19 protein-coding genes are annotated in these 24,971 nt (G+C 33.6%); 1 reads left to right on the forward strand and 18 read right to left on the reverse strand.

The annotated features are described in order from the left end of the window. On the forward strand, nt 1-223 hold a 223-nt coding region (locus RT99_RS04195; protein WP_042563491.1), incomplete at its 5' end, for a T9SS sorting signal type C domain-containing protein. 77 nt (nt 224-300) lie between these two features. Here the strand turns inward: RT99_RS04195 and RT99_RS04200 are convergent. The 18 genes from RT99_RS04200 to RT99_RS04285 all read right to left on the reverse strand — a co-directional run bounded on the left by RT99_RS04200 (nt 301) and on the right by RT99_RS04285 (nt 24,970). Continuing rightward, complete coding sequence (locus RT99_RS04200; RefSeq protein ID WP_042563492.1) at nt 301-1,470, reverse strand: beta-ketoacyl synthase N-terminal-like domain-containing protein; 1,170 nt, start codon at nt 1,468-1,470, stop codon at nt 301-303. A 104-nt stretch (nt 1,471-1,574) separates the two neighbouring features. Beyond that, nucleotides 1,575-2,846, reverse strand: a complete 1,272-nt coding sequence (gene bioA, locus RT99_RS04205; protein WP_042563493.1) for an adenosylmethionine--8-amino-7-oxononanoate transaminase — start codon at nt 2,844-2,846, stop codon at nt 1,575-1,577. A 101-nt stretch (nt 2,847-2,947) separates the two neighbouring features. Next, nucleotides 2,948-3,586, reverse strand: coding sequence for a dethiobiotin synthase (bioD, locus tag RT99_RS04210; protein ID WP_042563494.1), 639 nt, complete (start codon nt 3,584-3,586; stop codon nt 2,948-2,950). 275 nt (nt 3,587-3,861) lie between these two features. Then, nucleotides 3,862-4,998 (reverse strand): pyridoxal phosphate-dependent aminotransferase family protein, encoded by a 1,137-nt coding sequence (locus tag RT99_RS04215; protein ID WP_042563495.1) that lies wholly within the window; start codon nt 4,996-4,998, stop codon nt 3,862-3,864. 69 nt (nt 4,999-5,067) lie between these two features. After that, nucleotides 5,068-5,703 (reverse strand): NAD(P)-dependent oxidoreductase, encoded by a 636-nt coding sequence (locus tag RT99_RS04220; RefSeq protein WP_042563496.1) that lies wholly within the window; start codon nt 5,701-5,703, stop codon nt 5,068-5,070. A gap of 165 nt (nt 5,704-5,868) precedes the next feature. Beyond that, complete coding sequence (locus RT99_RS04225; RefSeq protein WP_042563497.1) at nt 5,869-6,399, reverse strand: hypothetical protein; 531 nt, start codon at nt 6,397-6,399, stop codon at nt 5,869-5,871. A gap of 62 nt (nt 6,400-6,461) precedes the next feature. Then, nucleotides 6,462-6,743, reverse strand: coding sequence for a F0F1 ATP synthase subunit epsilon (locus tag RT99_RS04230; RefSeq protein WP_042563498.1), 282 nt, complete (start codon nt 6,741-6,743; stop codon nt 6,462-6,464). Nucleotides 6,744-6,824: 81 nt separating this feature from the next. Beyond that, nucleotides 6,825-8,336 carry a F0F1 ATP synthase subunit beta gene (gene atpD, locus RT99_RS04235; protein WP_042563499.1) on the reverse strand — a complete coding sequence of 504 codons (1,512 nt, stop codon included), beginning with the start codon at nt 8,334-8,336 and terminating at the stop codon, nt 6,825-6,827. 234 nt (nt 8,337-8,570) lie between these two features. After that, the gene (locus tag RT99_RS04240; RefSeq protein ID WP_042563500.1) at nt 8,571-10,142 is read right to left on the reverse strand and encodes a lipase; all 1,572 of its coding nucleotides are present in this window, start codon (nt 10,140-10,142) and stop codon (nt 8,571-8,573) included. 88 nt (nt 10,143-10,230) lie between these two features. After that, a complete protein-coding gene (locus tag RT99_RS04245; RefSeq protein WP_042563501.1) occupies nt 10,231-13,041 on the reverse strand; it encodes a carboxypeptidase-like regulatory domain-containing protein in 2,811 nt (936 codons plus the stop codon). A 300-nt stretch (nt 13,042-13,341) separates the two neighbouring features. Further along, nucleotides 13,342-14,286 (reverse strand): tail fiber protein, encoded by a 945-nt coding sequence (locus RT99_RS24585; protein ID WP_052483557.1) that lies wholly within the window; start codon nt 14,284-14,286, stop codon nt 13,342-13,344. A gap of 3 nt (nt 14,287-14,289) precedes the next feature. Beyond that, a complete protein-coding gene (locus tag RT99_RS24590) occupies nt 14,290-15,225 on the reverse strand; it encodes a tail fiber protein (RefSeq protein WP_052483559.1) in 936 nt (311 codons plus the stop codon). Between the two features lie 2 nt (nt 15,226-15,227). Next, complete coding sequence (locus RT99_RS24595; protein ID WP_052483560.1) at nt 15,228-15,953, reverse strand: tail fiber protein; 726 nt, start codon at nt 15,951-15,953, stop codon at nt 15,228-15,230. A gap of 2 nt (nt 15,954-15,955) precedes the next feature. Next, entirely contained in the window at nt 15,956-16,924 is a 969-nt protein-coding gene (locus RT99_RS24600; RefSeq protein WP_052483562.1) for a tail fiber protein, read from the reverse strand. 147 nt (nt 16,925-17,071) lie between these two features. Next, the gene (locus RT99_RS04270) at nt 17,072-17,461 is read right to left on the reverse strand and encodes a hypothetical protein (RefSeq protein WP_042563502.1); all 390 of its coding nucleotides are present in this window, start codon (nt 17,459-17,461) and stop codon (nt 17,072-17,074) included. 2 nt (nt 17,462-17,463) lie between these two features. Beyond that, a complete protein-coding gene (locus RT99_RS04275; RefSeq protein WP_131494896.1) occupies nt 17,464-18,237 on the reverse strand; it encodes a hypothetical protein in 774 nt (257 codons plus the stop codon). 186 nt (nt 18,238-18,423) lie between these two features. Then, nucleotides 18,424-18,687 (reverse strand): hypothetical protein, encoded by a 264-nt coding sequence (locus RT99_RS04280; protein ID WP_042563504.1) that lies wholly within the window; start codon nt 18,685-18,687, stop codon nt 18,424-18,426. A gap of 4 nt (nt 18,688-18,691) precedes the next feature. Then, the gene (locus tag RT99_RS04285; protein ID WP_042563505.1) at nt 18,692-24,970 is read right to left on the reverse strand and encodes an FG-GAP-like repeat-containing protein; all 6,279 of its coding nucleotides are present in this window, start codon (nt 24,968-24,970) and stop codon (nt 18,692-18,694) included. Nucleotide 24,971 lies beyond the last annotated feature (1 nt).

A 24,971-nucleotide genomic window follows, 5' to 3' on the forward strand; every position in this document is an offset into this window, starting at 1 on the left:
TCTGGTTTCTGTAAAAGACAAAACCATCAAGGTAACTTCTTCAACAGAAAACATAAAAGAGGTAACTGTTTTTGATATCTCGGGAAAACTGCTTTACAGCAAAAAGAAAGCAGGCACAACAGAGCTGCAAATACAAAACCTGCAATCATCCAATCAGGTATTGCTTGTAAAAGTTACTCTTGATAATGACTTTACAACAACTAAAAAGATAATTTTTAATTAAAATTGGACAATCTTAAATAAAAAATCCATTCCGCAAAACGGAATGGATTTTTTTATGGCTAAAATTCGATTCAAATACTATGCTTTTTCAATCAAAATGCTAACAGCATTTCCACCAAAACCAACAGCATTAATTAAAACCTTTTTTATTGTTTTCATGTGATTCTGTTTTGCTGAAAAAGGTACTTCTATAAAAGTATTATTTTTCATCATTAAAAGAGCTAACTCTAAACTCAATATTCCCGAAGCACCAAAAGTGTGTCCTATTTTCCATTTATTCGTTGTTAATAAAGGTAAATTCTCTCCAAATACTTTTTCTATCGCACGCAACTCAGTTAAATCTCCTTTTATTGTTCCCGGTGCATGCATTACAATTGCATCAATATCCTCTAAACTTTCATCTTTTAAAGCCATTTTCATAGACTTTTGAAAACAATCTGCTTCTGCAGAAATTGAAATATTATGCTCTAAAATTTCCGTTGCATAACCAACTCCGGTAATATAAGCAATTGCATTTTCTTTTTCTCCAGCTTCTAAACAGCAAACTGCAGCACCTTCACCCAAAATCATGGTGTTTTGTGTTTTCTCAAAATCAAAAGCCAGATTTGGCCAAAGTTCTTTTTCCTGATCAATACGCGAATATATTTTTAGAGCACGCATTTGAGCAATCGTAAAATCAGTCAACGGAGCTTCACTTCCTCCTACCAAAAATTTATCGGCCATGCCGGATTTCAGCCATGCAACTCCATTCAATACTGCATGAAGCGCTGTAGAACACGTAATAGAGTGTGAAATTTCCGGACCTACACTTTGTAAATCGTGAGCAATCCAAGATGAAATATTTCCTAAAGTAGTTGTTGGCGATGCTAAAGTTTGTGCTTTTCCGCTATCTAGATATGCTGCATAATGTTTCTCGAATAGATCTGTCGCTCCACGTGAAGAACCAATATTAATTCCGAAAACATCATTCGAACTCCAGCCTGCCTGTTCAACAGCTTTTCGTGAAGCCGTTAAAGCAAACAATACAGAATCATCCAGAAATTTATATTTAATATCTGATTCGCGGACTTCAGCAACAATTTGCTTTGACTCCTGATCGAGAGCAGCAACAGAAGTTTCTTGTTGATCTAAAAATTGTTTCGAAAAACAGTGTTGATTATCAAGATATTTTTTCCAAACAGCATCAGTATTATTTCCTAACGGAGAAATAGAAGAAAAAGCTGTGATGGAGATTTTTTGTGTATTCAAAATATTTTATTTAGTAAAAAAATGGACCACGGATTAAACTGATTTACGCTGGTAATTATTAAAACCGGTGAAACCTATTTAATCCGTGCCGTTTGTGGGCAAAATTACACCATTTCAATGGCTTCCTCAATTGTTTTGTAAACTTTTTGAAGCTGTTCGTCTGTCATAATATATGGTGGAAGAATGTATACTATATTTCCAACCGGACGTAAAATAACTCCTTTTTCAATAAAGAAATTATACAGTTTGTTACGCATTGATCCGTAATAACTTTCTTCTGAATCAGATTTTATTTCAAGAGCAAAAATAACTCCCAAAGTTCTGGCCGTTACAACTTTTGCGTGATTTTCAATTTTCTTTTGAAATCTCAAATGACTCGCATTTATTCTCTCAATATTAGATTGCATTTCTGTAGTTTGCAATAAATCAATACTTGCCAAAGCTGCGGCACAACCCGTTGGATTTGCCGTAAAAGTATGTCCGTGAAATAATGCTTTATTAATATCATCATCATAAAAAGCGTCAAAAACTTCCTGAGTAAAAGTTGTAATAGCCATCGGGATTGTTCCTCCTGTCAAAGCTTTCGACAAACAAATCATGTCCGGATTTTCATCAACATAATCCATCGCAAAAGTTTTTCCGGTTTTACCAAAGCCTGTCATTACTTCATCGGCAATAGTCAAAACATTATTCTCTTTACAAATCTGAATTAATTTTGCCAATGCTTCCGGTTCATACATTACCATTCCGGCTGCTCCCTGCACCAAAGGTTCGAAGATAAATCCGGCACAATTATGATTTTCAATTACATTTATTAAAGTATCAAAACTAGCTTGCTCCTGCCCTTTTACCGGAACCGGAATTCTCACAACATCAATAAACATTCCTTGAAAAGCCTGTGTATAAAATGAAATTCCACTAGCAGCCATTGCCGCAAAAGTATCACCGTGAAAAGCATTTTCAAAAGCAATTATTGTGGTTCGCTTTTCGTTTTTATTAAAAAAATACTGCAAAGCTACTTTAATCGCAACTTCAACAGCAGTTGAACCATTATCTGAAAAGAATACTTTCTGTTGATTTTTAGGCAAAATCTCCATTAGTTTTTCTGCCACTTTTATCGCCGGTTCATGTGTAAAACCGCCAAATAAAACATGTTCCAAAGTAGTCAATTGTTTATAGATCGCATCTGCAATAAATTTATTACTATGCCCAAAAGGATTTACCCACCACGAAGCGATTGCATCAATATATTCTTTATTGTTTTCATCCCAAAGCAATGCTCCTTCGCCTCTTGAAATTGCGATTGGAGTTTGTGCTGTTTTGTGTTGTGTATAAGGATGCCAAAGATATTGGCTGTCTTTTTCTGTTAAAGTCATGGTATTTAGAAAATAGAGTAGAGAGTATAGAGAAAAGACTAGACTTCTATAATTTTGACAAAGATAGGAAAGTCTATTTTCTTTATTCTATATTCTTTGTTCTATAAATTTAGAAGATTGTCACGGAATAAATCGGCGTATTCGCGAATTACATTTTGGTCGAAATACGGTTCTTCATCAATTCTACCAATAAATTTTATCTTGGTTTTATTCAGAATTAAACTTTCTGTTGATTTATTTTCGCTTCCGCTAAAGATAATTCCTGCGACTTCAAATCCTCGATTTCGAATGGCTTCAATAGTTAATAATGTATGATTGATGCTTCCTAGATAATGTCTCGAAACTACAATCACTTTATAATCGGGCTGAATTAAATCAATAATTGAATCTTCTTCATTTAACGGAACAAAAATTCCCCCGGCACCTTCAATAACCAAATGATTGTCTGTTTTTGGTTCCTGAATTTTCTTTAAATCAATTGTAATCCCATCAATTTCTGCAGCCAAATGCGGACTTGCGGGCGTATTTAATTGATAAGAATTGGGATAGAATTGGGATTTGGTACTTCGGCTTCGCTCAGTAGGACAACTTAATAGGCTTTTTACTTTGTGACTATCCGAATTATCTAAATCTCCTGCCTGAACAGGTTTCCAATAATCTGCTTCGAGGGCTTCAACAACAATTGCAGAAGTTATGGTTTTACCAACATCGGTAGAAATACCTGTAATAAATATTTTCATAATTAATAGACCGCGGATGACACAGATTGAGCCGATTATCGCGGATTTATTTTTTAATTTGTACAAACCCAACTAGATAATTTGTATAAATCAGTTCGATCTGTTTTGTACTTGAGTTATTCCACAAAAATACCAATAAACAATAAACCCATCATTACGATGGGTTCTATTTTTTCTATTCTTCTTTAATTCGTCAAAAACCTTTCTGATTTCTTTATGCAGTAAATCAGTCATAATCATCCGTGCAAACCTGCTTAATCCGTTTAATCGGCGGGCTAAAACACGAAATTTCCTAACAATTCTAAGATCTGATTAATTTCTTCTTCTGAATTATAGCTGTGAATGCAAAAACGCAAACGTTCCTGACCTTCCGGAACAGTTGGAGACAATATTGGCTTTACATCAAAACCTTTATCCTGAAGCTGTTGAGCCAATTGTTTTACATTTTGATTGCCCGGAACTATGGCCGATTGAATAGCTGATTTGCTTCGAACAAACATTGGCTTTAATCCTAATAAATTTTTCTGCTGATTAAAAAACACAATGTTCTGGCGCAATTTTTCAATATTTGCTTTTTCGATTTCCAGATGTTGATAGGCAGTAAGAATTGTAATTACGGAATGTGGGGATAATCCGGTTGTATAAATAAAACTTCGGGCAAAATTGACCAGATATTCTTTAAGATCAGAACTTCCCAAAACTGCTGCCCCGTGACAGCCTAATCCTTTTCCGAAAGTCATTATTCTGGCAAAGATGCGATTGTGCAGATTCAAATACTGCATTAAACCTTCACCTTTATCTCCAAAAACGCCCAACGTATGTGCTTCATCAACAATTAAATAGCAATTGTATTTTTCAGAAAGTAAAACCAATTCTTCAAGGTTTGGACTATCACCATCCATCGAAAAAACGGTTTCTGTAACAATATAAATATTAGTTTCGGGAAACTTTTGTATCAATCGTTCTAAATCTTCAAAATCATTGTGATTGAATTTATACGATTTGGCATTCGACATTGTAATTCCGTCCCTGATTGAAGCGTGACTTAATTCATCATACAATATAACATCATTTCTTTGCGGTATAGCGCCAAAAAAGCCAACATTGGCATCGTAACCCGAATTGAAAATTAGAGCCGATTCTGCGTCATGAAATTGCGCAATAAAAATTTCTGTGTTTTGGTATGCATCATGATTTCCAGAAATCAAGCGAGAACCTGTTGCGCCGTTTTGCAGAATTTCATTTTCAATCAAATAATGATGCGTTTGTTTGAAAATGCTTTCTGATTTTGAAAAACCAATATAATCATTAGAAGAAAAATCGACAAGATTATTAAAGCTTGGCAACTTTCTTAGTGAGTTATTCTCCTTTCGAATTTCTAATTTCTGTATAAGGTTTTGAGGTAATTTCATAAAAGCAAAGTTATGAAAATGATATTAAACAGCGGGTTTGATATCACCCGCTGTTTATTTTTAAGCTTATTAATTGGTTATAAATGGTGATTTTCTAATGAATTCATCATCTGTAATTTGACCAACCATAAAATTTGCAATATCTCCAGCATTGATTTTATCACCGGGACAATCTTTCAAATCAACTCTTATGTTTGAATTAACATCTGTAAATTCAATAAACGGAACGCGAACTAATATCCAGTCTACATTGCTATTTACCAAAAGATCATAGGTTTTTTGACGATCTTCCTGAATTACCGGAAAATTGGTTTTCATATATTCTGTAGCCAAAGTGGTTTTGGCACTTTTTTTATCAAAAGGTGTATCAATATTAAGTCCTGCCAATAAAATGTAGCATTTTATTCCAAAATCATTCATCGATTTCAAAACATTTATTGTAGCAGAACTTGCTACCAAAGGTTCGCCCTGACGCTGACCGATTGTACTAATAACAGCATCACATTCTTCAAGTAACAAACGAATACTGTCAGAATCAATTGCATCTCCTTTAATAATTTCGATATTTGGATTTTGAATTGTAAAATCTTCCGGATGTCGCAGCAAAAGTTTTATGCTAAATCCTTCTTTCAATAACTGGTTTACAAGATATTTCCCAGTTCTGCCACCGCCTCCAAGAACGGCAACTTTTTTTATATTTTTCATATAGTTTCTTTATAAAATTTGACATAGATAAATCACGCTTTATCAAGGCGATAAAACGAAATAATAAAAGCTTACTGAACTTTTATAATGATCAATATTTTATAAAGAGATTTTAATACTTCAAAAGTAAAAAATAAAAGCGATTCGTAATTGTCTGGCTTTTATTTATTTTAGATTTTCTTTTTCTATCCAGACGAAGTTTCCTTTTTCGGTAGCGTCAAGTAGATCGATATTTAATTTATTGGAAATGTCAAGTGCAAATTGATAAGCTGCTTCTTTCTTGTCAAAATCATACATTTTATAATGTTTGTTCTTGACATACCAGAGATTAGTTCCATAACAGTCAAATTTATCTTTGAAGAAAGAAACATATTCAAACTCTGTTACTTTTGATTTAACGTCATAGGAAAATGGCCCTACATTATATCTTGAAACAATAAGATTCGTATCCAAATCTATTAGCAGATTTTTGGTAGCCGAAAATTTTAACCCGTAAACAAAACAATATGTCCCACATAAAAGCAACGTAACAATGGCACGGATAAAGATTTTTGTTGAAGGTTCAATAAAGCCATAATAAACACTCAAAATAATCATGTAAATTAAAGCACTATAAAAAACGGAGGCGAGAAGCAATTCATACCAACTCCTCTTGCCCTCAAAAATCGAAACTTCGAAATCTATTTTTTCTTCCATTTGCTAATAAAAAAAAGCCATTCACTGCGGCGAATGGCTTTTTCATTTATTTTGAAACTGTTTTAGTCTGCTAAAACAATTACTTTATTGTCTTTCATCTCGATTGTACCTGAATTGATCTCTAATGTATAGGTCTGTTCGTTTACTTTCGTGAATTTGCTCGCTACCTCTTTAGAAAAATTAAACTTTGGAGCTGCAATTTTTACAGTTCCTTTTTCCAGAATAGAAACAATAGGAGCGTGATTATTCAATATTTGAAAGCTTCCATCAACTCCAGGCAATGTAACTGAAGTTACTTCTCCTGAAAATAATTTTGCTTCTGGTGATACTATTTCTAAAATCATCTTTTTTTAGTTATGAGTTATAAGTTATGAGTTATAAGTGAGTTGAAACTCATAATTTATAACTCATAAATCATAATTATATTAAGCTTCAGCTAACATTTTTTCTCCAGCTTCGATAGCATCCTGAATAGAACCTTTCAAGTTGAAAGCTGCTTCAGGTAAATGATCTAACTCACCGTCGATAATCATGTTAAATCCTTTGATAGTATCTTTAATGTCAACCAATACTCCAGGAATACCTGTAAATTGTTCCGCTACGTGGAAAGGCTGAGATAAGAAACGTTGAACACGACGTGCTCTTGATACTGATAATTTATCTTCTTCTGATAATTCTTCCATACCTAAGATCGCGATAATATCTTGCAATTGTTTGTATTTTTGAAGAATTTCTTTTACTCTTTGTGCACAGTCGTAGTGCTCATTTCCTAAAATTTGAGGAGTTAAAATTCTTGAAGTAGAATCTAACGGGTCAACCGCTGGATAAATACCTAGCTCAGCAATTTTACGAGACAATACAGTTGTAGCATCTAAGTGGGCGAAAGTTGTAGCCGGCGCCGGGTCAGTTAAGTCATCCGCAGGAACGTAAACCGCCTGTACAGATGTAATAGATCCTTTATTTGTAGATGTAATACGCTCTTGCATAGCTCCCATCTCTGTTGCCAAAGTTGGTTGGTATCCTACTGCAGAAGGCATACGACCTAAAAGTGCTGATACTTCAGAACCTGCTTGTGTAAAACGGAAGATGTTATCAACGAAAAACAATACGTCTTTACCTTGATCAGTTCCTGCTCCATCACGGAAGTACTCTGCGATAGATAATCCTGAAAGTGCCACACGTGCACGAGCTCCAGGTGGCTCATTCATTTGTCCGAAAACGAAAGTAGCTTTAGACTCTCTCATTCCTGGCATATCTACTTTAGATAAATCCCATCCTCCATTTTCCATAGAGTGCATGAAATCATCACCGTATTTAATAATTCCTGACTCTAACATCTCACGAAGCAAGTCATTTCCTTCACGTGTTCTTTCTCCTACTCCTGCGAATACTGAAAGTCCACCGTGACCTTTTGCGATATTGTTGATCAACTCCTGAATCAATACTGTTTTACCAACACCTGCACCACCAAACAATCCAATTTTACCTCCTTTTGCATAAGGCTCAATTAAATCGATTACTTTAATACCTGTGAATAAAACTTCTGATGAAGTTGATAGATCTTCGAATTTAGGAGCTGATCTATGGATAGACAAACCATTTTCTCCTGTTTTTGGCAAGTTTCCTAAACCATCAATTGCATCTCCAATTACATTAAATAATCTTCCATATACATCTGGACCGATTGGCATTTGGATTGGATTTCCTGTTCCAACTACTTCATATCCTCTTGACAAACCGTCTGTAGAGTCCATAGAAATGGTACGAACAGTGTTTTCTCCAATGTGAGATTGCACTTCTAGAACTAACAATGTTCCGTCTTTTTTAGTGATTTCTAGTGAATCATAAATTTTTGGAAGTTCAACATCCTTACCGTTGAAAACTACGTCAACTACTGGTCCAATGATTTGAGCAACTTTTCCTATTACTTTTGACATTACTTATGTATTTATTAAATAGCTATTTAGGTTTATCGAAAATACCTCTTTTTTCAGAGCGCAAAGATAATTTTTTAAAATATAAAATCAATTTTTTTTTCATAAAAAATACCATGATTTTGTTTGATTCCTAAAAGTCAGGCTTCAAATATCTAAAATGGCAATTTTTTCCACAAATAAAAAAAGCCACTGCATTTTGAAATGAGCGGCTTTCTTCGTAAAAAAAATGGTTTTTTATAATGATTTTGGATATTGACTTGGATATGTGCTCAAATCTACATGGCGTAAAGTTGAACCGTATTTTGCATTAATCGCGTCTACAAATATATTAGCAATTAATGCATAACCCCTTGCGCTTGGGTGAATTCCGTCTAATGAAAAAGCACCGCCGGTAACATAGGCAGATGTTAAACTGAAATTTCCAAATTTGATTCCTGTACTTGCCAATTGCGTCAACACAGCTCTAGTATCAACTAATGCCAGACCTTTTTCGGTTGCAACTGCAGCAATTGTTGTATTAAAGGCGTCTGTTGCGGTTTTAATTTCTGCAATTTCAGTAGGAATCAATACGTGTTTATCTTGTAATGGGTATGTAACACCAAATTTATTTAATGGAGCCGGCGGTGCAATTCCAATTCCAGAGTCACCAGCAACAGGAGCTGTACCAATAACAGTTCTGGTTGGTAATACCGGAAGATCTGTAGCTTTGGCTTGTCTTGCCTGCCCAAAAACAGCACCATAAAAAGCAGCTGTTTGCGCACCCAAAGTTGGAGTAAAAGCAGCTGTTAACTGAGCAGATAAATTTGGCAGACTTTCATCTTTAATTAATAATGGATTTGCACCTGTTTCAGACAATAAATTAATTCTGTCACCTGCACTAAAAGCTGTCAAAGCTTGTTTTAACGGCCCATATAATTGTGCGTTAAGTGCTTGAATAGTTGCTTTTCCGACAGCCTCATCATTATTGCCTAAAGATTTAGCCGTAAGCGGATTGTAAGGAACTGTTGTAAAATAAGGCAAAGCCGTGATATAAGGTAAATTTGCCACAACACCTTTTGCTCCATTTGCTGTTAAAGCAGTCGCCATAGAAGAATATACATTTGCAAAAACAGCAGGATCTGTAATATCATTGCTGCCATAAGTTGCCGGATTTGGATTACCTTTCTGATCTTTTCCAACTCCGCCAGAAGTTGCATAACTCAGGACATCATTTCCTCCAATAAACAAAGAGAAAAATGTAGGTGTCTGAATTAACGCATCTGCCAAAACTGAAGTTGAAGGTGAACTTGCAAATCGAACAAAATAAGGATTCGCTGCCCCAATAGCCAAACCTGCCGGATTACCATAACCGTTTGCTACTAAGTGAAAGCTTTTAGCACCAGGAACTCCTAAATTATTAAAGGTACCTGTAAGATGTGTCATAACTTCGGTAGTTGGCACGCCAGATACAGGAAGTGGCGCGGTTCCATTAAAGTACAAACGTGGTCCGAAAGCCGGATTTACCTGACCTCCAAACAATAATCCTCCAATATTATCATTTGCATACGGTATCGTAAAAGTACCACCGCCTGCTGCTGCAAATTGCTGAGATAATATATTGGCATATCCATTTTCCTGTCCTTTCTTGAACAATGAATTATCACTATATCCTGCAGCAAAAGAATCTCCAAGTGCTACATATTTTGTAAAAACTGCCGAACCCGGAGTTACAGGAACTTCTTCGGGAGTATTGTTATCATCGTCATTATTACAAGCCGCTATAAAGGTCAAAGAAACCAATAATAGCCATTTTATATTTTTTTTCATGTTATTAACTTTTAAATTATTAGCTCTTTCTTATTAGTAAGCCGTAAAAAGAAAGAAAATCTTTTTTGATCAAATAAACACTGTCGTTTTAAGGATTAATTATCCATGAAGCAAACCACATCTGACCAACCATACCTGCACCAACTACCTGAAGGTAATCTTTCCCGAAAAGATTTGTTGCTCCAACTTTAATAACAGATTTTAATTTTGGAATACCATAATTAACCTGAGCATCAAGCACTGTATTTTCCGGAATCATTCCGTCACCAAAAGAAGATTGCCACAAATATTCTGTATTCCATCTTACATTAACATTAAAACCTAAGTTTTTAGTCACTTTAGCATTTCCAAAAGAACCTTTAATTCTGTGTTTCGGAGTATTAAATCCTGCAACAAAACTTGGATCTTCTGTTTGATCAAAATCAAATTGAGCATAATTGTAATTAACTCCTAATTCAAAGTCTTTATATACTTTTTTAGACAATCCAACTCCAAAACCTAATGATGTAATTTGAGCAGTAGTATTGGTATATACCTGATAAACTCTTCTGTCACCAAAAGCCAAAGCAGCATAACTTAATTGAACATTAGGATCTGTAGGATCTGATCCTGCTGTTCCATAATAAGGAGTAATTACTCTAGAGGTATTCATAAAATCGTTGTAAATATTGTAGTATCCATTGATATCAATAGACAAGTCGTTTTGAACTACTGTACGATACCCTACTTCAAAAGCCTGTACTTCTTCTGGTTTTACTAATCTAGGATTTGCTACTTTAAGATCTGCTGGATTTGCAGATGCCGCAAATGCCTGAACAGAAGCTAACGTATAAGAGTTTTCATAAGCGCTGCGACCTGATAAATCAACTGTTGCTCCATTACCTGGTAAAGCCTGACCTGCAAGACTTACAGGCTGAGTTTCCTGAAAACGATCTAAATTATCAGCTGCAGAACCAATTAATGCAAAAGGCCCTAAATCTAAACCAATATATTGATCCTGAGTAGTTGGGTTACGGAAACCTGTCTGATAGGATACTCTGAAATTATGTCTTTTTGATTCACCTGCAGAATATACAAATGAAATTCTTGGCGAAACATTACCGTCAAAATTCTGGCTTTTATCGTAACGTACAGATCCTGTAAATTTCAATCTGTCGTCCATCCATTTTTTTTGCAATTGTGCATATGCACCATATTCTTTATAATCGATCGGACCATCGTAATCTGTAAAGATTGTTCCTTCTGAATCCATTATATATTTTCTCCAAGAACCACCAACCTGAATTTCGGCAAATTTGATAAGATCTCTGAAATTATAATTTATATCTGAATGATATAATTTTGAATGATCAATAAATTTTGCTCCCTGAGTTAAATCAGGATTAGAAGTTACAGCAGTAAGCGCATTATTAAATTGTGCAGAACCCGGCTCAAATCTTGCTGATCTTGGAGCACTTGGATTAAGAGGATCAATATTTGGAGTTAATCCTAAACCTGGCGCAACATTGTAATCAGCAAAATTTCTTGCATAATTAGCAGCGTCATTTGCATTAAAACCAAGTACTGCTGATGATAATTGAAATGCTGTTCCGTAATCTGTAAACCAGTTTTTATCTGATTTTGCTAATCTGTTTACATTCCATCCGGCAAATCTCATATCATAAGAATTTCCAGCATCTTCACTTGTAAAATAAACCCTTCCAAAAAAGTTCTTCCCTTTTATTTCAAATTTACCCTGCTGCATTAAGAAATCTTTCAAAGCATATCTGTTTGCTCCCTGATAAATTGTACTTCCTGTACCGATTTTATATTGCAATATAATTTCAGTATCATCTGCAAAAGGCTTGATGTGAGCGCTAAAATCGGCCTTCATACTTTTAACTTTGTTATCAGTTAAGTCCTGCTCACGGTATCCGGTTCTGCTTACTTGTCCAACATTTGGGATAAACGTTGTAACTTCATCTCCATATATATTTAATCCATCATAATTTTGATTCATTGCATGTCCAACAGAACCGCCGGTCATACTTCTCGTATCTGCTGCGATCCACTCGGAAGCCTCCATGTACGTGAAATTTGCTTTTAAAGCAAAATGTTTAGTAAATGCTTTTGCTGCCCTGATTCCAAAATCATTATAATCATTTGTTCCGGCAGCATCCTGACTTGTTTGTCCGTATTTATAATAAACACTTATTCCTTCATTGGCAAATGGACTTTTACTAGTCATAAACATAATACCGTTAAAAGCATTGGCGCCGTATAATGCAGAAGACGCTCCCGGCAAAAGCTCTACACTTGCCACATCAATATCAGAAACACCAATTAAGTTTCCTAACACAAAGTTTAAAGCCGGTGATGAATTATCCATTCCGTCAACTAATTGCATAAAACGAGTGTTTGCCACTGTAGCAAAACCTCGGGTATTTATTGATTTAAAAGAAATACTGCTTGTGTTAAAATTTACTTCTTTTAAATTCTCTAAACCATCATAAAAAGTAGCTGCTGTGGTGTTTTTAATTTCCTGAATTCCCATTCTTTCAATCGTAACAGGAGATTCGATTACACGTTCAGGAGTTCTTGAAGCAGAAACTACAATTTCATCTAATTTAGTTTCTTCATCTTTTAAAACTACACTGACATTTTGATTTAATGATGTAATATTGATTGTTTTTGTTTCAAATCCTACTGCCGAAACTTTAATTACAAAAGGTGGTTTAGCAGAAGTATTCAATTTAAAGGAACCATCAAAATCGGTTGAAGCTCCAGTTGAGCTTCCCACTACATTAATATTGGCACCAGGAATAGATTGTTTGTTACTGTCGGTTACGGAACCGGTAACTGTATTCTGCGCAAAGGAAATTCCGCAGAAAAACAACATAATTAGCAAATACAGTCTCATTGGTTTAGGTTTTTTGTTAGTTTATGTTACCAAAATACAAATAATTTTGATATTAATAAAAAAACGTTAAAAAAAATTAATATTACACATGTTTTTTGCCTGTATTTTAACTTTTCTGTATTCTGTTTTGTTAAACTAACAGCAAGAAGAACACTTTCGAAATCTTAATTACTATGCATACATATAAAAATTAAGAGAAAAAATGAGGATTTAATAAAAATACAACGTTGTAGAAAAATATTTGATAAATAAAAAAAGCGAGATACAAAATCTCGCTTTTTAACATTATGTCGCTTTTTATTACTTTACTGAAATTGATTCTACTTTTTCTAATCGGTTTTTTAAATCGATGATTTGCTTATTTTGTTCGATCATGTAGAGTGTCATTTCTTCCATTTTCTTAAGCAGGCTTAAATTCATTTCTGCCAGCATTAATCCATTTTTCTCTATTTCCGTTGCAGATGGAATTTCCGGTAAATGACTATTTTGCTTAATGTAATCTTCAACTTCCTGTAATGATTTTAGTTTATAATCATTCGCAAAAACATAATCAGGAACTGATCCTGCGTTAATTGTTACTTTTACTTCTTGCGCATGAATGTTTCCAGCCACAGTAAGTCTCGAATCTGGATGTGTTGTACCGATGCCGACGTTGCCGTTTCCTTGAATCCGCAATTTTTCAGTTTGACCTGTTCCATGCGACTCTTGTGTAAAGAACTGCATTCCGTAAATATTAGAACCTTCGCTTTCAGTGATTGACCTTATAGAAGTACCAAAAGTTACAAGATTGTCATTTGCAATAGAATGTGCAATCATTATAGCAGAACTGTTATTACTATTAGGTAAATTTCTAACCGATAAACTACCATAGATTGTTTGAATCCCTGTAAAGGTATTTTCGCTTCGAGTAGCTAATTCGTTCCATGGATTCCAAATACCAACTCCATTATTTAAATCGGCATTTTTGGTTCTAAAAGAAATTCGATTACCCCCATTTGGACCGTAATCAGCACTAATCTGACAATCGTATCTATTATCAAAACCTCCAAAACTTATTAATGCCCCATTCCACGGCGTGCCTGCAGTCGCATATGAAAAAGTATAACCTCCTTTAAAAGTATCTGCTTCACCGGGTGTCCTTATACTGTAAGTTGGGTTTAAAGTTTGCGCTACCATGTTTATTACATTAAACAATACAATTGCCAATGTTATAATTATTTTACTAGTCTCGTTTTTTTTATGCATCTGTTATTTTAATTTTTGTTCAATTTTAGATAGTCTTTCAAAAACTATTTTAAAAGATTCATTTTCTTTCTTTATCTGTTCAATTTGCAGGATTTGATTTTCAATTTTCTTATTTTGTTCAATCATATAAAGCGTCATTTCCTCTATCGTCTTAAGAAGGCTTAAATTCATTTCTGCCAGCATTAACCCGTTCTTTTCTATTTCCGTTGCCGATGGAATTTCCGGCAAGTGACTATTTTGTTTGATGTAATCTTCGACTTCCTGTAATGATTTTAGTTTATAATCATTCGCAAAAACATAATCAGGAACTAATCCTGCGTTAATTGTTACTTTTACTTCCTGCGCATGAATGTTTCCAGCGACTGTAAGTTTTGAATCTGGTTTTGTTGTGCCGATGCCGACGTTGCCGTTTCCTTGAATTCGCAATTTTTCAGTTTGACCAGTTTGATGAGATTGCTGAGTAAAAAACTGCAGAGCATAAATATTTGCATCAGCACTTTCGGTAAAAGTTCTAACAGAAGTTCCAAATGTATCGTAGTCACCAATACTAATAGAATGCGCAATCATAATTGCTGATTCATTAAGCCTATTTTCAAAGTTTCTCACAATTATATTCCCATTCCTTACTTCAAGTTTTGCCAAAGGATTAGTGGTACCTATACCAAAATTTCCAGAAGCAATAAAAGAATTTCCTCTATCTTTAAAATACACATCATTACCAATTCTCGTTCCTCCACTAAAATCATTTTCAAAATTTAGAGCCAAAACATTGTAGTCTGCATGAACAAAAGCCCTTCCCCCTGACCCTCTATCTGTAAACCTAAAGGTCACATCAGCGAGACCATTGTAACTAAAAATATTACTTCCATTTGGGGAGTTAATTTGAGAGAATGCATTGAAGGATGCAATAATGAAGATAAAGGTGACAATATTTTTCATAATTATTTTTTATCGCTTTTTAAAAGTTCAATTTCCTTTTTCATTTCAATCATATAAAGCGTCAACTCTTCAATCTTCTTAAGCAACGTCAAATTCATTTCTGCCAGCATTAATCCATTTTTCTCTATTTCCGTTGCAGATTGAATTTCTGGTAAATGACTATTTTGTTTGATGTAATCTTCAACTTCCTCTAATGATTTTAATTTGTAATCGTTCGAAAAAACATAATCAGGAACTACTCCTGCGCTAATTGTTACTTTTACTTCCTGTGCATGAATGTTTCCGGCTACTGTAAGTTTAGAATCTGGATTTGGTGTACCGATGCCTATGTTACCAGCCTGATTAATGCGCATACGTTCGACATTAGAAGTTCCAAAAACAATATTTCGATCCATATCGGGAACTATAGAATATCCTGAAATATCTATATAAGTTTTAGCCCAAGGAGTCGTTCCTCCTCCAGCAGATAATCTTAAAAAACCATCATCCATCATGTTTCCGTGCATACTATATCCCCTTATCTCTCCATATTCAGAAGTCCCTGATGAAAGTGTAGGACGGGGCAAAGTATTGTTTAAACCACTATTTATTGTTATAGAACCTACAACAGATAATTTACTTACCGGATTTTCAGTTCCAATACCAATATTTCCCGTTGGCGAAAGATTATTTTGACAAAAAACAATATTACTAATTAATAATATTACAAGAATATATAGCTTTTTCATTTTTATTTATTTTCAAGATGTTTTATTCTTTTTTCTAAATCAATTTGATTCTTTTTAAATAAACTATTCTCTTTTTTGATTTCTTCATTCTCCTTTTTAAACTCAATCATATAGAGTGTCAATTCTTCAATCTTCTTAAGCAAACTCAAATTCATTTCTGCCAGCATTAATCCATTTTTCTCTATTTCCGTTGCAGATGGGATTTCGGGTAAATGACTATTTTGCTTAATATATTCTTCAACTTCCTGTAATGATTTTAATTTATAATCATTTGCAAAAACATAATCAGGAACTAATCCTGCATTAACAGTTACTTTTACTTCTTGTGCATGAATGTTTCCGGCAACTGTGAGTTTTGAAGTTGGGTTTGTTGTGCCAATGCCAACATTTCCATTTTTCAAGATTCGAATAAAACCATAACTATCACGATAACTTGCAACTTTTAAATCTGTAAAATCTCCTAAAGCATCAGTATAACCAGTTTCAATTATCGAAGTACTTATCCATGTAGAATTCCCTACTGCCAGTTTAACACCGTGATTATTTCCAACTGAAAAATTTCCACCTATATAACCATTCCCTTCAATTTTTAGATTACCTATAGATTCAACATCATTTTTTGAATCTAATATGTTACGCCAATCAGTCCAGTTATTTTGATCATAAAATGCCGTTCTGTACTTTATCCTGTCGTTGTCAGCTCCTGTACCAACAAAATAAAGCTGAGAAACTAAATGATTCACTCTTCCATTTATTTCTAACAATGAACCATATTGAGAAGGTGAATTTGCACTATTATAATTATCCCAAAGTTTTATGGACATAGGATCTATACCAACTCGTGGAGAACTAGTAAAATCTTTTTGATTCTGAGCCCAATTCAAACTTTTAGTCCCCAAATTACCATCAAAAGTTTGACTGTAAGAACCCGCGTAAAAGAGTATTGTAAAAAAAAGGAATGTTCTTTTCATGTATTTATTTATTTGAGTTTTTTGTTCAATTTTAGATAATCTTTCGAAAATAGTTTTAATACCTTCATTTTCTTTTTGTAATATCTCCGGCTGGCGCGAGCATTTTGCTTGTGCCAGCAGGGAATGAGGAATTTGTAAAACTGTTACTTAATTTTTCGGAATAATCAAATTATCTTTAATATTTACTACAATAATAACATCTTTTGTTGGTTTGTAAATTAAAAAATCGAAATTCCCCTTATTCTTTACTATTGAATCGCCAATTTCTACTTTTTCATAGCAATTGTCCCAAACAGCTAAGGTTTCTCCTGATTTGAATACTAATTTACAAATTGAATGATCAGAAGAATCTACGTACTTACTAATAATAGTTCCACCGTATTCACTATTTAATTCTTCTTCAAAATTTACTTTTTCATTAGATTTTTGAAAAAAAGAAATAAAAACTAGCAAACCAATTAAAATTAAAATGCTAATATTCCAATATTTTTGACTTTTTTTAGTCAATCCAAGCCCATTCATCCAATTGTTCATCATTATTAAAAATTAAATGTCCATGTTTGCGATTCACTAAAGAAAAGCCCTAAACCACCTCTTAGCATAGGTAATAAGTAGCTTCTAGAACCTGCATTTGTTATATAACCATTTTTTCCAGAACCAGCATTATTTGGATACAATTTTTCTACTCCTGATTTACTCATTGTTCCCCCTCTTTCGTACCCCCATGCACCATAAGAACCGTTATAACTATTTCCTTTTCCTGAAAAATCATTAACAGAAAAATCTCTTTTAGTTGTTGGAGTTATATTAGCAACTGATACACCAACATCGGATCCAAAACCTATATTACCTTTAAATGTCAAATAAAAAGCGCGCCCTCCGTTATTATCTGTAACAATTCCTACTTCATAACCAATTCCTCCACCTAAAGCTGAACTTGCTCCAAATCCGAAACTTTGTCCTCCTTTACCAAATTGTGATTCAGCAAAAGTTTCCTCTGTGGAATCACTATATTTATCAATTAATGATCTTTGAGATGTTATATTATTTGCCTGCTTAAAATCAAAACTATTATCTTTACTATTTAGAAAGGAATTAACATAATTCCATTGACCAGTAGCACTAGCTCCTAATGCGGGTTTATTATTATAATTATCTGTGTAACTATTTAGACCGGTAGTAGCATTATAAGATGCTACACTTGATGCTGTACCTGAAAGTGCACTTATCCATGTACTTGAATTCCATTTAAAAGGATTTGTTTCTCCACCACTTGCGGCACTCCCGCTATGCGAAGTCTCCTGACTTTGCATTTTTAATTTATCAGTTCTCATAAAAACTTAAACCTCTATAAGTCTCCGACTTTTTACAAAATTGTCTTTAGAATAATAATCGCTTTCCATACACAACTCAATCATTTTGCTGGTGCGAAGTCAGAGACATTCGCACAGCTACTATAATGAAAACTTCGTAGAGCGCGGCATATTAATTCATGTAACCTAGCTTACAAAACTTAAAATAAGAAAAACAACCGCCATTAATATTATGACACCTCCTATAAACATTAATCCTAAACTATAATGATAAGCAAAAATTTTAGCTGCATCTGATAAATACCCTAATAAATTTTCTCTCTTAACTCCGTAAACTGGTTTAATATTCTTTTTTCTATATGAAAAATAAAAAAATAAGCCTAAAAAAAACATTCCCAAACCTATTGGTAAACCATAAATTACTCTTTCTAAATAAACTTCTGAACTCATATTTTTAAATTTTAGTTGGCACAAAATTCCTTTGAATTGAAGGAGAAAAAAGTTTGTCATATATAAACGTTGTAGTTTTTAGAATTGTCTTGTCTAAAATATATTCTCCTCCTGGTATTCTATCAATTGCTTTACCTATACCAAATGTCACTGTAAACTTCACTCCTCTATAAATCATCATTTTATAATTTCCTTCGTAATAATCTACTGCCATATTACCTGCTGTACCAACTGTAGAATGCCACAGCCCTACAGGTCCTAAGGCTAAGGAGCCTCCATCTGTTACTGGAGCCAATAAAACACTTCCTATCTCCATCCAACCTCCAACTTCTTCAATAACATCAAAACCTTGATGAAGCCTAGAAACCATTTCAATTTCTCTTGAACTCATATTACGCTTTTGTTGAGGTTGTTTAATATTATTCGTAATCATATTAGTAGTGTTTAATTGTGCAAGTATAAAATTACTACTGTTCAAATTCGCATAACTACTTCTATTAGTCGGCGGTCCAGAGTTTTTATTACGACCAAATAAATTCTTAGTACTAATTTTACTTTTCCACCATTTACTGATTTTATCTCCATTAATATTTTTATTTGCCCAATCTTTAACTCCCCAGTCATCCCAATTATTAACAACAGTACCAATTATACCTCCTGCACCTATTTGCTGACCCTCTGTAGGTCCGCAATTAACGCAATCTTTTCCATCATTAAATTGATTCCCACTCGGGTCTGTATACAATAGTGGGTTATTTAACACATAACCATACTGGTTGTAATTTTGCGTATTAGTAGGATCCTGTATATAATTGTCTACCTGCAAAAATCTGTGCAGCATTGGGTCGTATAACCTTGCATTCATGTTTATCAAACCTACACTCTGCAAATGTTCATGACCGGTATAACCTCTGTCTAAAAATGTTAATCCTGCAAGTGTATTACCATTTTTATCTTGCACTTTTATTAAACTGCCCCAGGCATCAAACAATCGCTTTTCCATAACAACTGCGCTGGCATCGGTTATAGCAAGAATTGTTCCTTGATAATCACGATGTAAATATGAAATATTTGGAGCTGTATATATACCGTCGTTTATAGCTATTATAGGAGCAGTATAGCCGTCACCTCCTACATAAATAACAAATTCAGTGCTTCCGGTTTTTATATTCTCTTTGATCTCCATAGTGCCATCTGCAGCATAATGTTTACGCAAAGGCCTTAGTACTTCATCCTCCAGGCTTCCGTAATACATGGTGCTACGCTGGTTGTTGTCGTTATACGAAAAACTTATTTTATCTATCGTTGTTTCTGTAATTTGCAGCGGAGATTTAAAAGCATTATAAGTAATATCTAATTTCCTTTCTGTTGTGCCCTGATTAAAAGTACCTTCTCTGTTTGCATAATATTCGTACCCTTCTGGCGTAAGTGTAATAGACGTGTTTTGATATGGTTTTTCTTTACTGTAATTATAAGTTCCTAAATTATTCTCTTTTATTTTTCCGGATGCCTCATAGTTTTGAATCTCTACAATGCCATCTTTGTTGGTAAATTCATTAAGCCTGTCTAATTCATCATACTTAAAATTTTCGGTATAATTATTAAATGCACTATTTGTACGGTTTTCTAAATTATCTGTTTTAAAATCAAATTTTGTATTTAAGGTCAAAACATTTTCGGTTTGTCCATTTGTTTTATCATATTGTATTTTTGACAAATATCCATTGGTATCATACTCATTAGTAGTTTTTATACCATTACCTACAATGCTTTCCTTTATTTGGCCTTTTGCATTTAACTCGTTAATTTGCCATAATACTTTTTTAGTATTATTCTCAAGAATTTGATACAAATTACCATTTTTATATTTTCTTTGTGTAGTCAGACCAATCTTTCTTGAACCTAGTTCCGCTTGTTTGGTTTCTGTATCAATTCTTCCTAATCCATCATAAGTAAATGTGTTGGTAAATTTAGGTCCCCCTGTTTTATCTTCAACTATTTTTAATAATCTTTTAAAAATATCATCATACGTATAGATTGTAATAATTTGATTTTTTCCTGTTGGCTCTTTTCTATCATTAAAAACACTTTTAATAAGCTGTTGGGTTAATGTATTGTACTCATAAATAGTTTCAGTATCTGTTCCCGATCCTAACACTGTTTTTTTAATTGGTTTCCCTGTATTATCACGGGTAATTGTGGTTACAACTTCGCCATTTTTACTGGTTTCTATTTCAAGCTCACCTAAATCATTATTTTTATAGGTAAAAGTACCGGCAGACGGATCTTTTAAAACCGTTTTTCGTCCCCAGCCATCTTGCTCAATATCTATCTTTACACCGTTGTAATCAGTTTGTTTTAGATTTCCGTTGGCAAAATAGCTATACGTGATTGTTCCTCCGGTAGTTTCGGTAGAAGATATAATATTGCCAATAGCATTTTTTGTTATGCTTTTTGTTTTCTGTCCATCAACAATAGTCGATGTTAACAGATCATATCTTGCCGTTGTGGTTCTGGTAGTAAACAATTGACTTTCTTCTGGTCGGCTGTAAATATCAAATTTAGTTTCATTCCACTGGGACGGAGTCGAGCCAAAATAAGGCTCGCTCGTTTTATAGTTTCGATCAAAAACATCATACAGAAACGATACGTAAACAAAGTTTCCGTTTAAATCTTTTTGACCTGATTTTATTTTTCTTCCAAGATCGTCAAATGTTTCTTCGGTGGCACTTCCGTCTAATGCATCTGTTGTGGTTGTAACAATAGTTTTTTCGGCATTTTTGGTATAGGCATAACTGATTGTTTTATTTAACTTTTCATCTTTTGCTGTTAACTTTTTAAACCAAGCATCATAAGTATATGATGTGGTAAGATTATAAGGGTTTGTTTCTGATTTTAATGTACCGTTTGGATTATAAATAAATGATGTTGAAAGCTTTTCATGGTCTGTAACTTGTGTCAAAAACCTACCCGAAGGATCGTATTGATAACTTGTTTCTCTTGGTGTCAGTCCAACAGCTGTTATTTTTTTGTTTTTAATATTGCCGAAACCATCATAATCATTATCTTCTGTAATGTAATTAGTATTGGTTCCTTTTCTTCTAATTTGTTTAACAAGTCCGCTCGCATTATAATCATAATTTTCTTCAGAACTCATTGTACTACCAGTTATAGAAACGCTTTGTGAATTGCTCAATGGCCTTCCAATAATATAAGTTGATCCTAAAGCATCGTTATAATAGGCAACATCTGAAACAGTAGTTTGAACTGTTGAAAATCCTTCTTTTATAATAGTCGTAGATTTTACTGGATTATTATAAGTATCATATTCTGTATACGCTTCACTATTCGTGTTGGTAAGTGTATTAAATTCTTTACTAACGGTATTTTTTAAACTAAAAACCTTGTTTGATAAAAGATTACTTTCATAAGTCGAAATAGCTTTTGTTATAAAATCAGTAGGAGTATTGGGCGAATTATTAGCTCCTTCATTTATTTTTGCCAAAAATGTACTTCCGCTAGCGGGTTTAATCCAGGTACCAGGTTTTAGTGTAATACTTTCCGTAGCTATCAAATTGTCTGATTGAGTTACTGTATAGTCCATACTTCCCCCTTTAACAATTGCACTTGGTGTTTTAGTATCAAGAGTTGAAATCAGAGGTTCTCTAAATCCACGAGCATAATAATTCTCAGTATTGGCGCCTCTTAAGTCAATATTATTTTTGGTGATATTCGAAAACATGGCTGTATTATCATTGTACCAGTCTGTTTGAGTTACAGATCTAAAACCCAAAAATCCCAGACCATCTACATTTGAGACAGCACCATAATAGGCAAATAATCTTTTTTTGTAATCGTCTTTGCTTTGTTTTTCTATTTTAGAAACCACGTATAAATTAGGGTCAATCGTAATATCAAAATCAGGATAATTCGCAATTTCTTTACTTGGCTTATAAATAGTAGTATTTTGATACGTATTCGCAAACTTCGAATCTAACGGGATATAAGTAATGGCTTCCTGTACGCCGTTGCCTGTTGTAATGTTGGTTAATAAATTACCCTTTCTATAATCATATCCAGAGTTAAAAAAATGAATGCTACTTTGATTAAAAAAGGCAATTTCAAGTGTTGAATTTGTTTTATTAGGTGCGCTAGTATAACTATTTAAAGACTGAGGCAAAAATACAGGAAGTGCATAAATATTAATTTCAGGTTTTGGTCCCGTAGCAGCTGTTTGTACGGGATTAATAAAATCCCCATTTATACTTTCATAACACGAAAGAATAATATTCCCATTATTATTTTCAACCTTATTCCAAACTTTTATTAAGTCTGTTTTACCATCATTATTAAAATCTGTGGCAATATAATTATAAGTGTTATAGGAATCATTAGGGCTAAAAACCGCCGTATATGTTTTCTCTTCTTTTATCATGGTAGTTCCTGTTGAAGTATACTTGTACCATTGTGATGAACCGTATGCTTTTGGAATCATGATGTCAGACTTTCCGTCTCCATTATAATCGCCAATTAAAATAGGAATGCTGCTAGAAATATAATTATTTGGCGATGAAAACAAAATGACAAGTTTATTTGATGTGTCAAGTGTATAAATATACAGATAGCCATTGTCAAAAACATATATATCAGACTTTCCGTCACCATTAAAATCACCAATTTCGACTTTAGCTGTTGTCGATAAAGCTGCATTTAATTCACCGGACAGGATCATAAAATCACTTGTATTATCCCTTTTCAAATCAATAAAATATACATTTTTTGAGATAACTTCTCCTTTAACCGTTTCGCAACCTGCAAAAGTTTTTGTACCACAAAGTACAGTCGGAACAGGAGTATCAATAACTAAAACATCGGTTAAACCGTCGCCATTAAAATCTCCCGAAATAATTCTTTTTGGAAACATCGTTTCTTTTGCCATTGTCTTTACACAATTATTACAAAAACTGTATACAATAGTCTTCGGAAAACTAACAACTCGTTCATAATTCTTTTTTATATTAGCACTACCTAGTGTATTTATCATACCATATACCGTAAAAGTATAATCTGAATCTGTTTTTTTTGCTACCACCCATCCTTGTGGTAAAATTTTATTATCAGAACTTAAAAATGTTGCCGGAAAAACAGCATCAAAAGCACCTACTTTATGTTCTAAGCCCATATTGACATTATTTCCTGATTCAATATCAGCATATAACCAATATTTTGCTTTAGTATCTGCGCCAAGTGTTGGATACACCAAACAGTCCATTTTTCCATCTGCATCAAAATCTCCGGAAACAGCTGCAACATTTAAGGAATTTATATTTCCTAAATTTAATTTAGTTTCTATATTTTGATATTTCCTTTCCCCAGAACTCATTCCATAATCAAAAACCGTAGGATTATAACTTTTTGTACCATCACCACTTGTTTCTGTTACATTTTTGACACGATCACTTTCCATATAAGAAAAACTATAATTTCTATAGCCAATACCACTTGTAGTGATTTTTATCGCTTTTATTCTTTTACTTCTTATAATATTTTGTCCTCCAACATAACCGTTTTCAGGGAAAATTCTCTCTTCATAACCAAATTTTATTTCGTTCATAGGAGCATTATCATATGAATTTCCGTATTTAATAGTGTCAATATATAACGTATTATTTATTGAAATATAATCGTAAGAAATTCTAACTCCCTGAGCATTTTGCCAATATAAAATGGACCATTCCATAATTGATCTGGAATTTGTTGAATTGCCATAATAAGCTTTTGATCCATCTGGATATTCAACTAAAAAGTAAGCCGGACCATAATTTGAGCCAAAAGGAGAAACTCCATAAGAAGTAATTTTAGTATTTGAAAAATATTCAGTTTCATAAACTGTTTTATCTGCCCCATAAGTCCCTGTTGTTCCACTTTTTACTATTAGTCTTTGTCCGTCTAATGCAAATCTGTCTAATGCATTAAAATCTACGGGATTTATTACTCCATCATGAAATTTAGTAGCTGGAATTCTGGTTATAGAAGAAATTCCTGAAATATCCCAACCACGTGCAGCTGTACCACTTAGCCCGTTTTGGTTATTGTAAGTTATATTAATTTGAGGTTCAACATTATTTATACCTTTTGGAACAGCAATAGGAATGGTATAATTGGCAGCTCCCGATAAAGAAACCGATAATTGTCCTTCGGTGACACCAACTTCGGCAGAAGTCTGTCCAGAAACCAAAAAGCCAAAAACTAAAAATAGAAGTGTAAAGTAAAGTTTTTTCATG

The organism is Flavobacterium sp. MEB061 (assembly GCF_000834715.1).
Classification (GTDB): domain Bacteria; phylum Bacteroidota; class Bacteroidia; order Flavobacteriales; family Flavobacteriaceae; genus Flavobacterium; species Flavobacterium pectinovorum.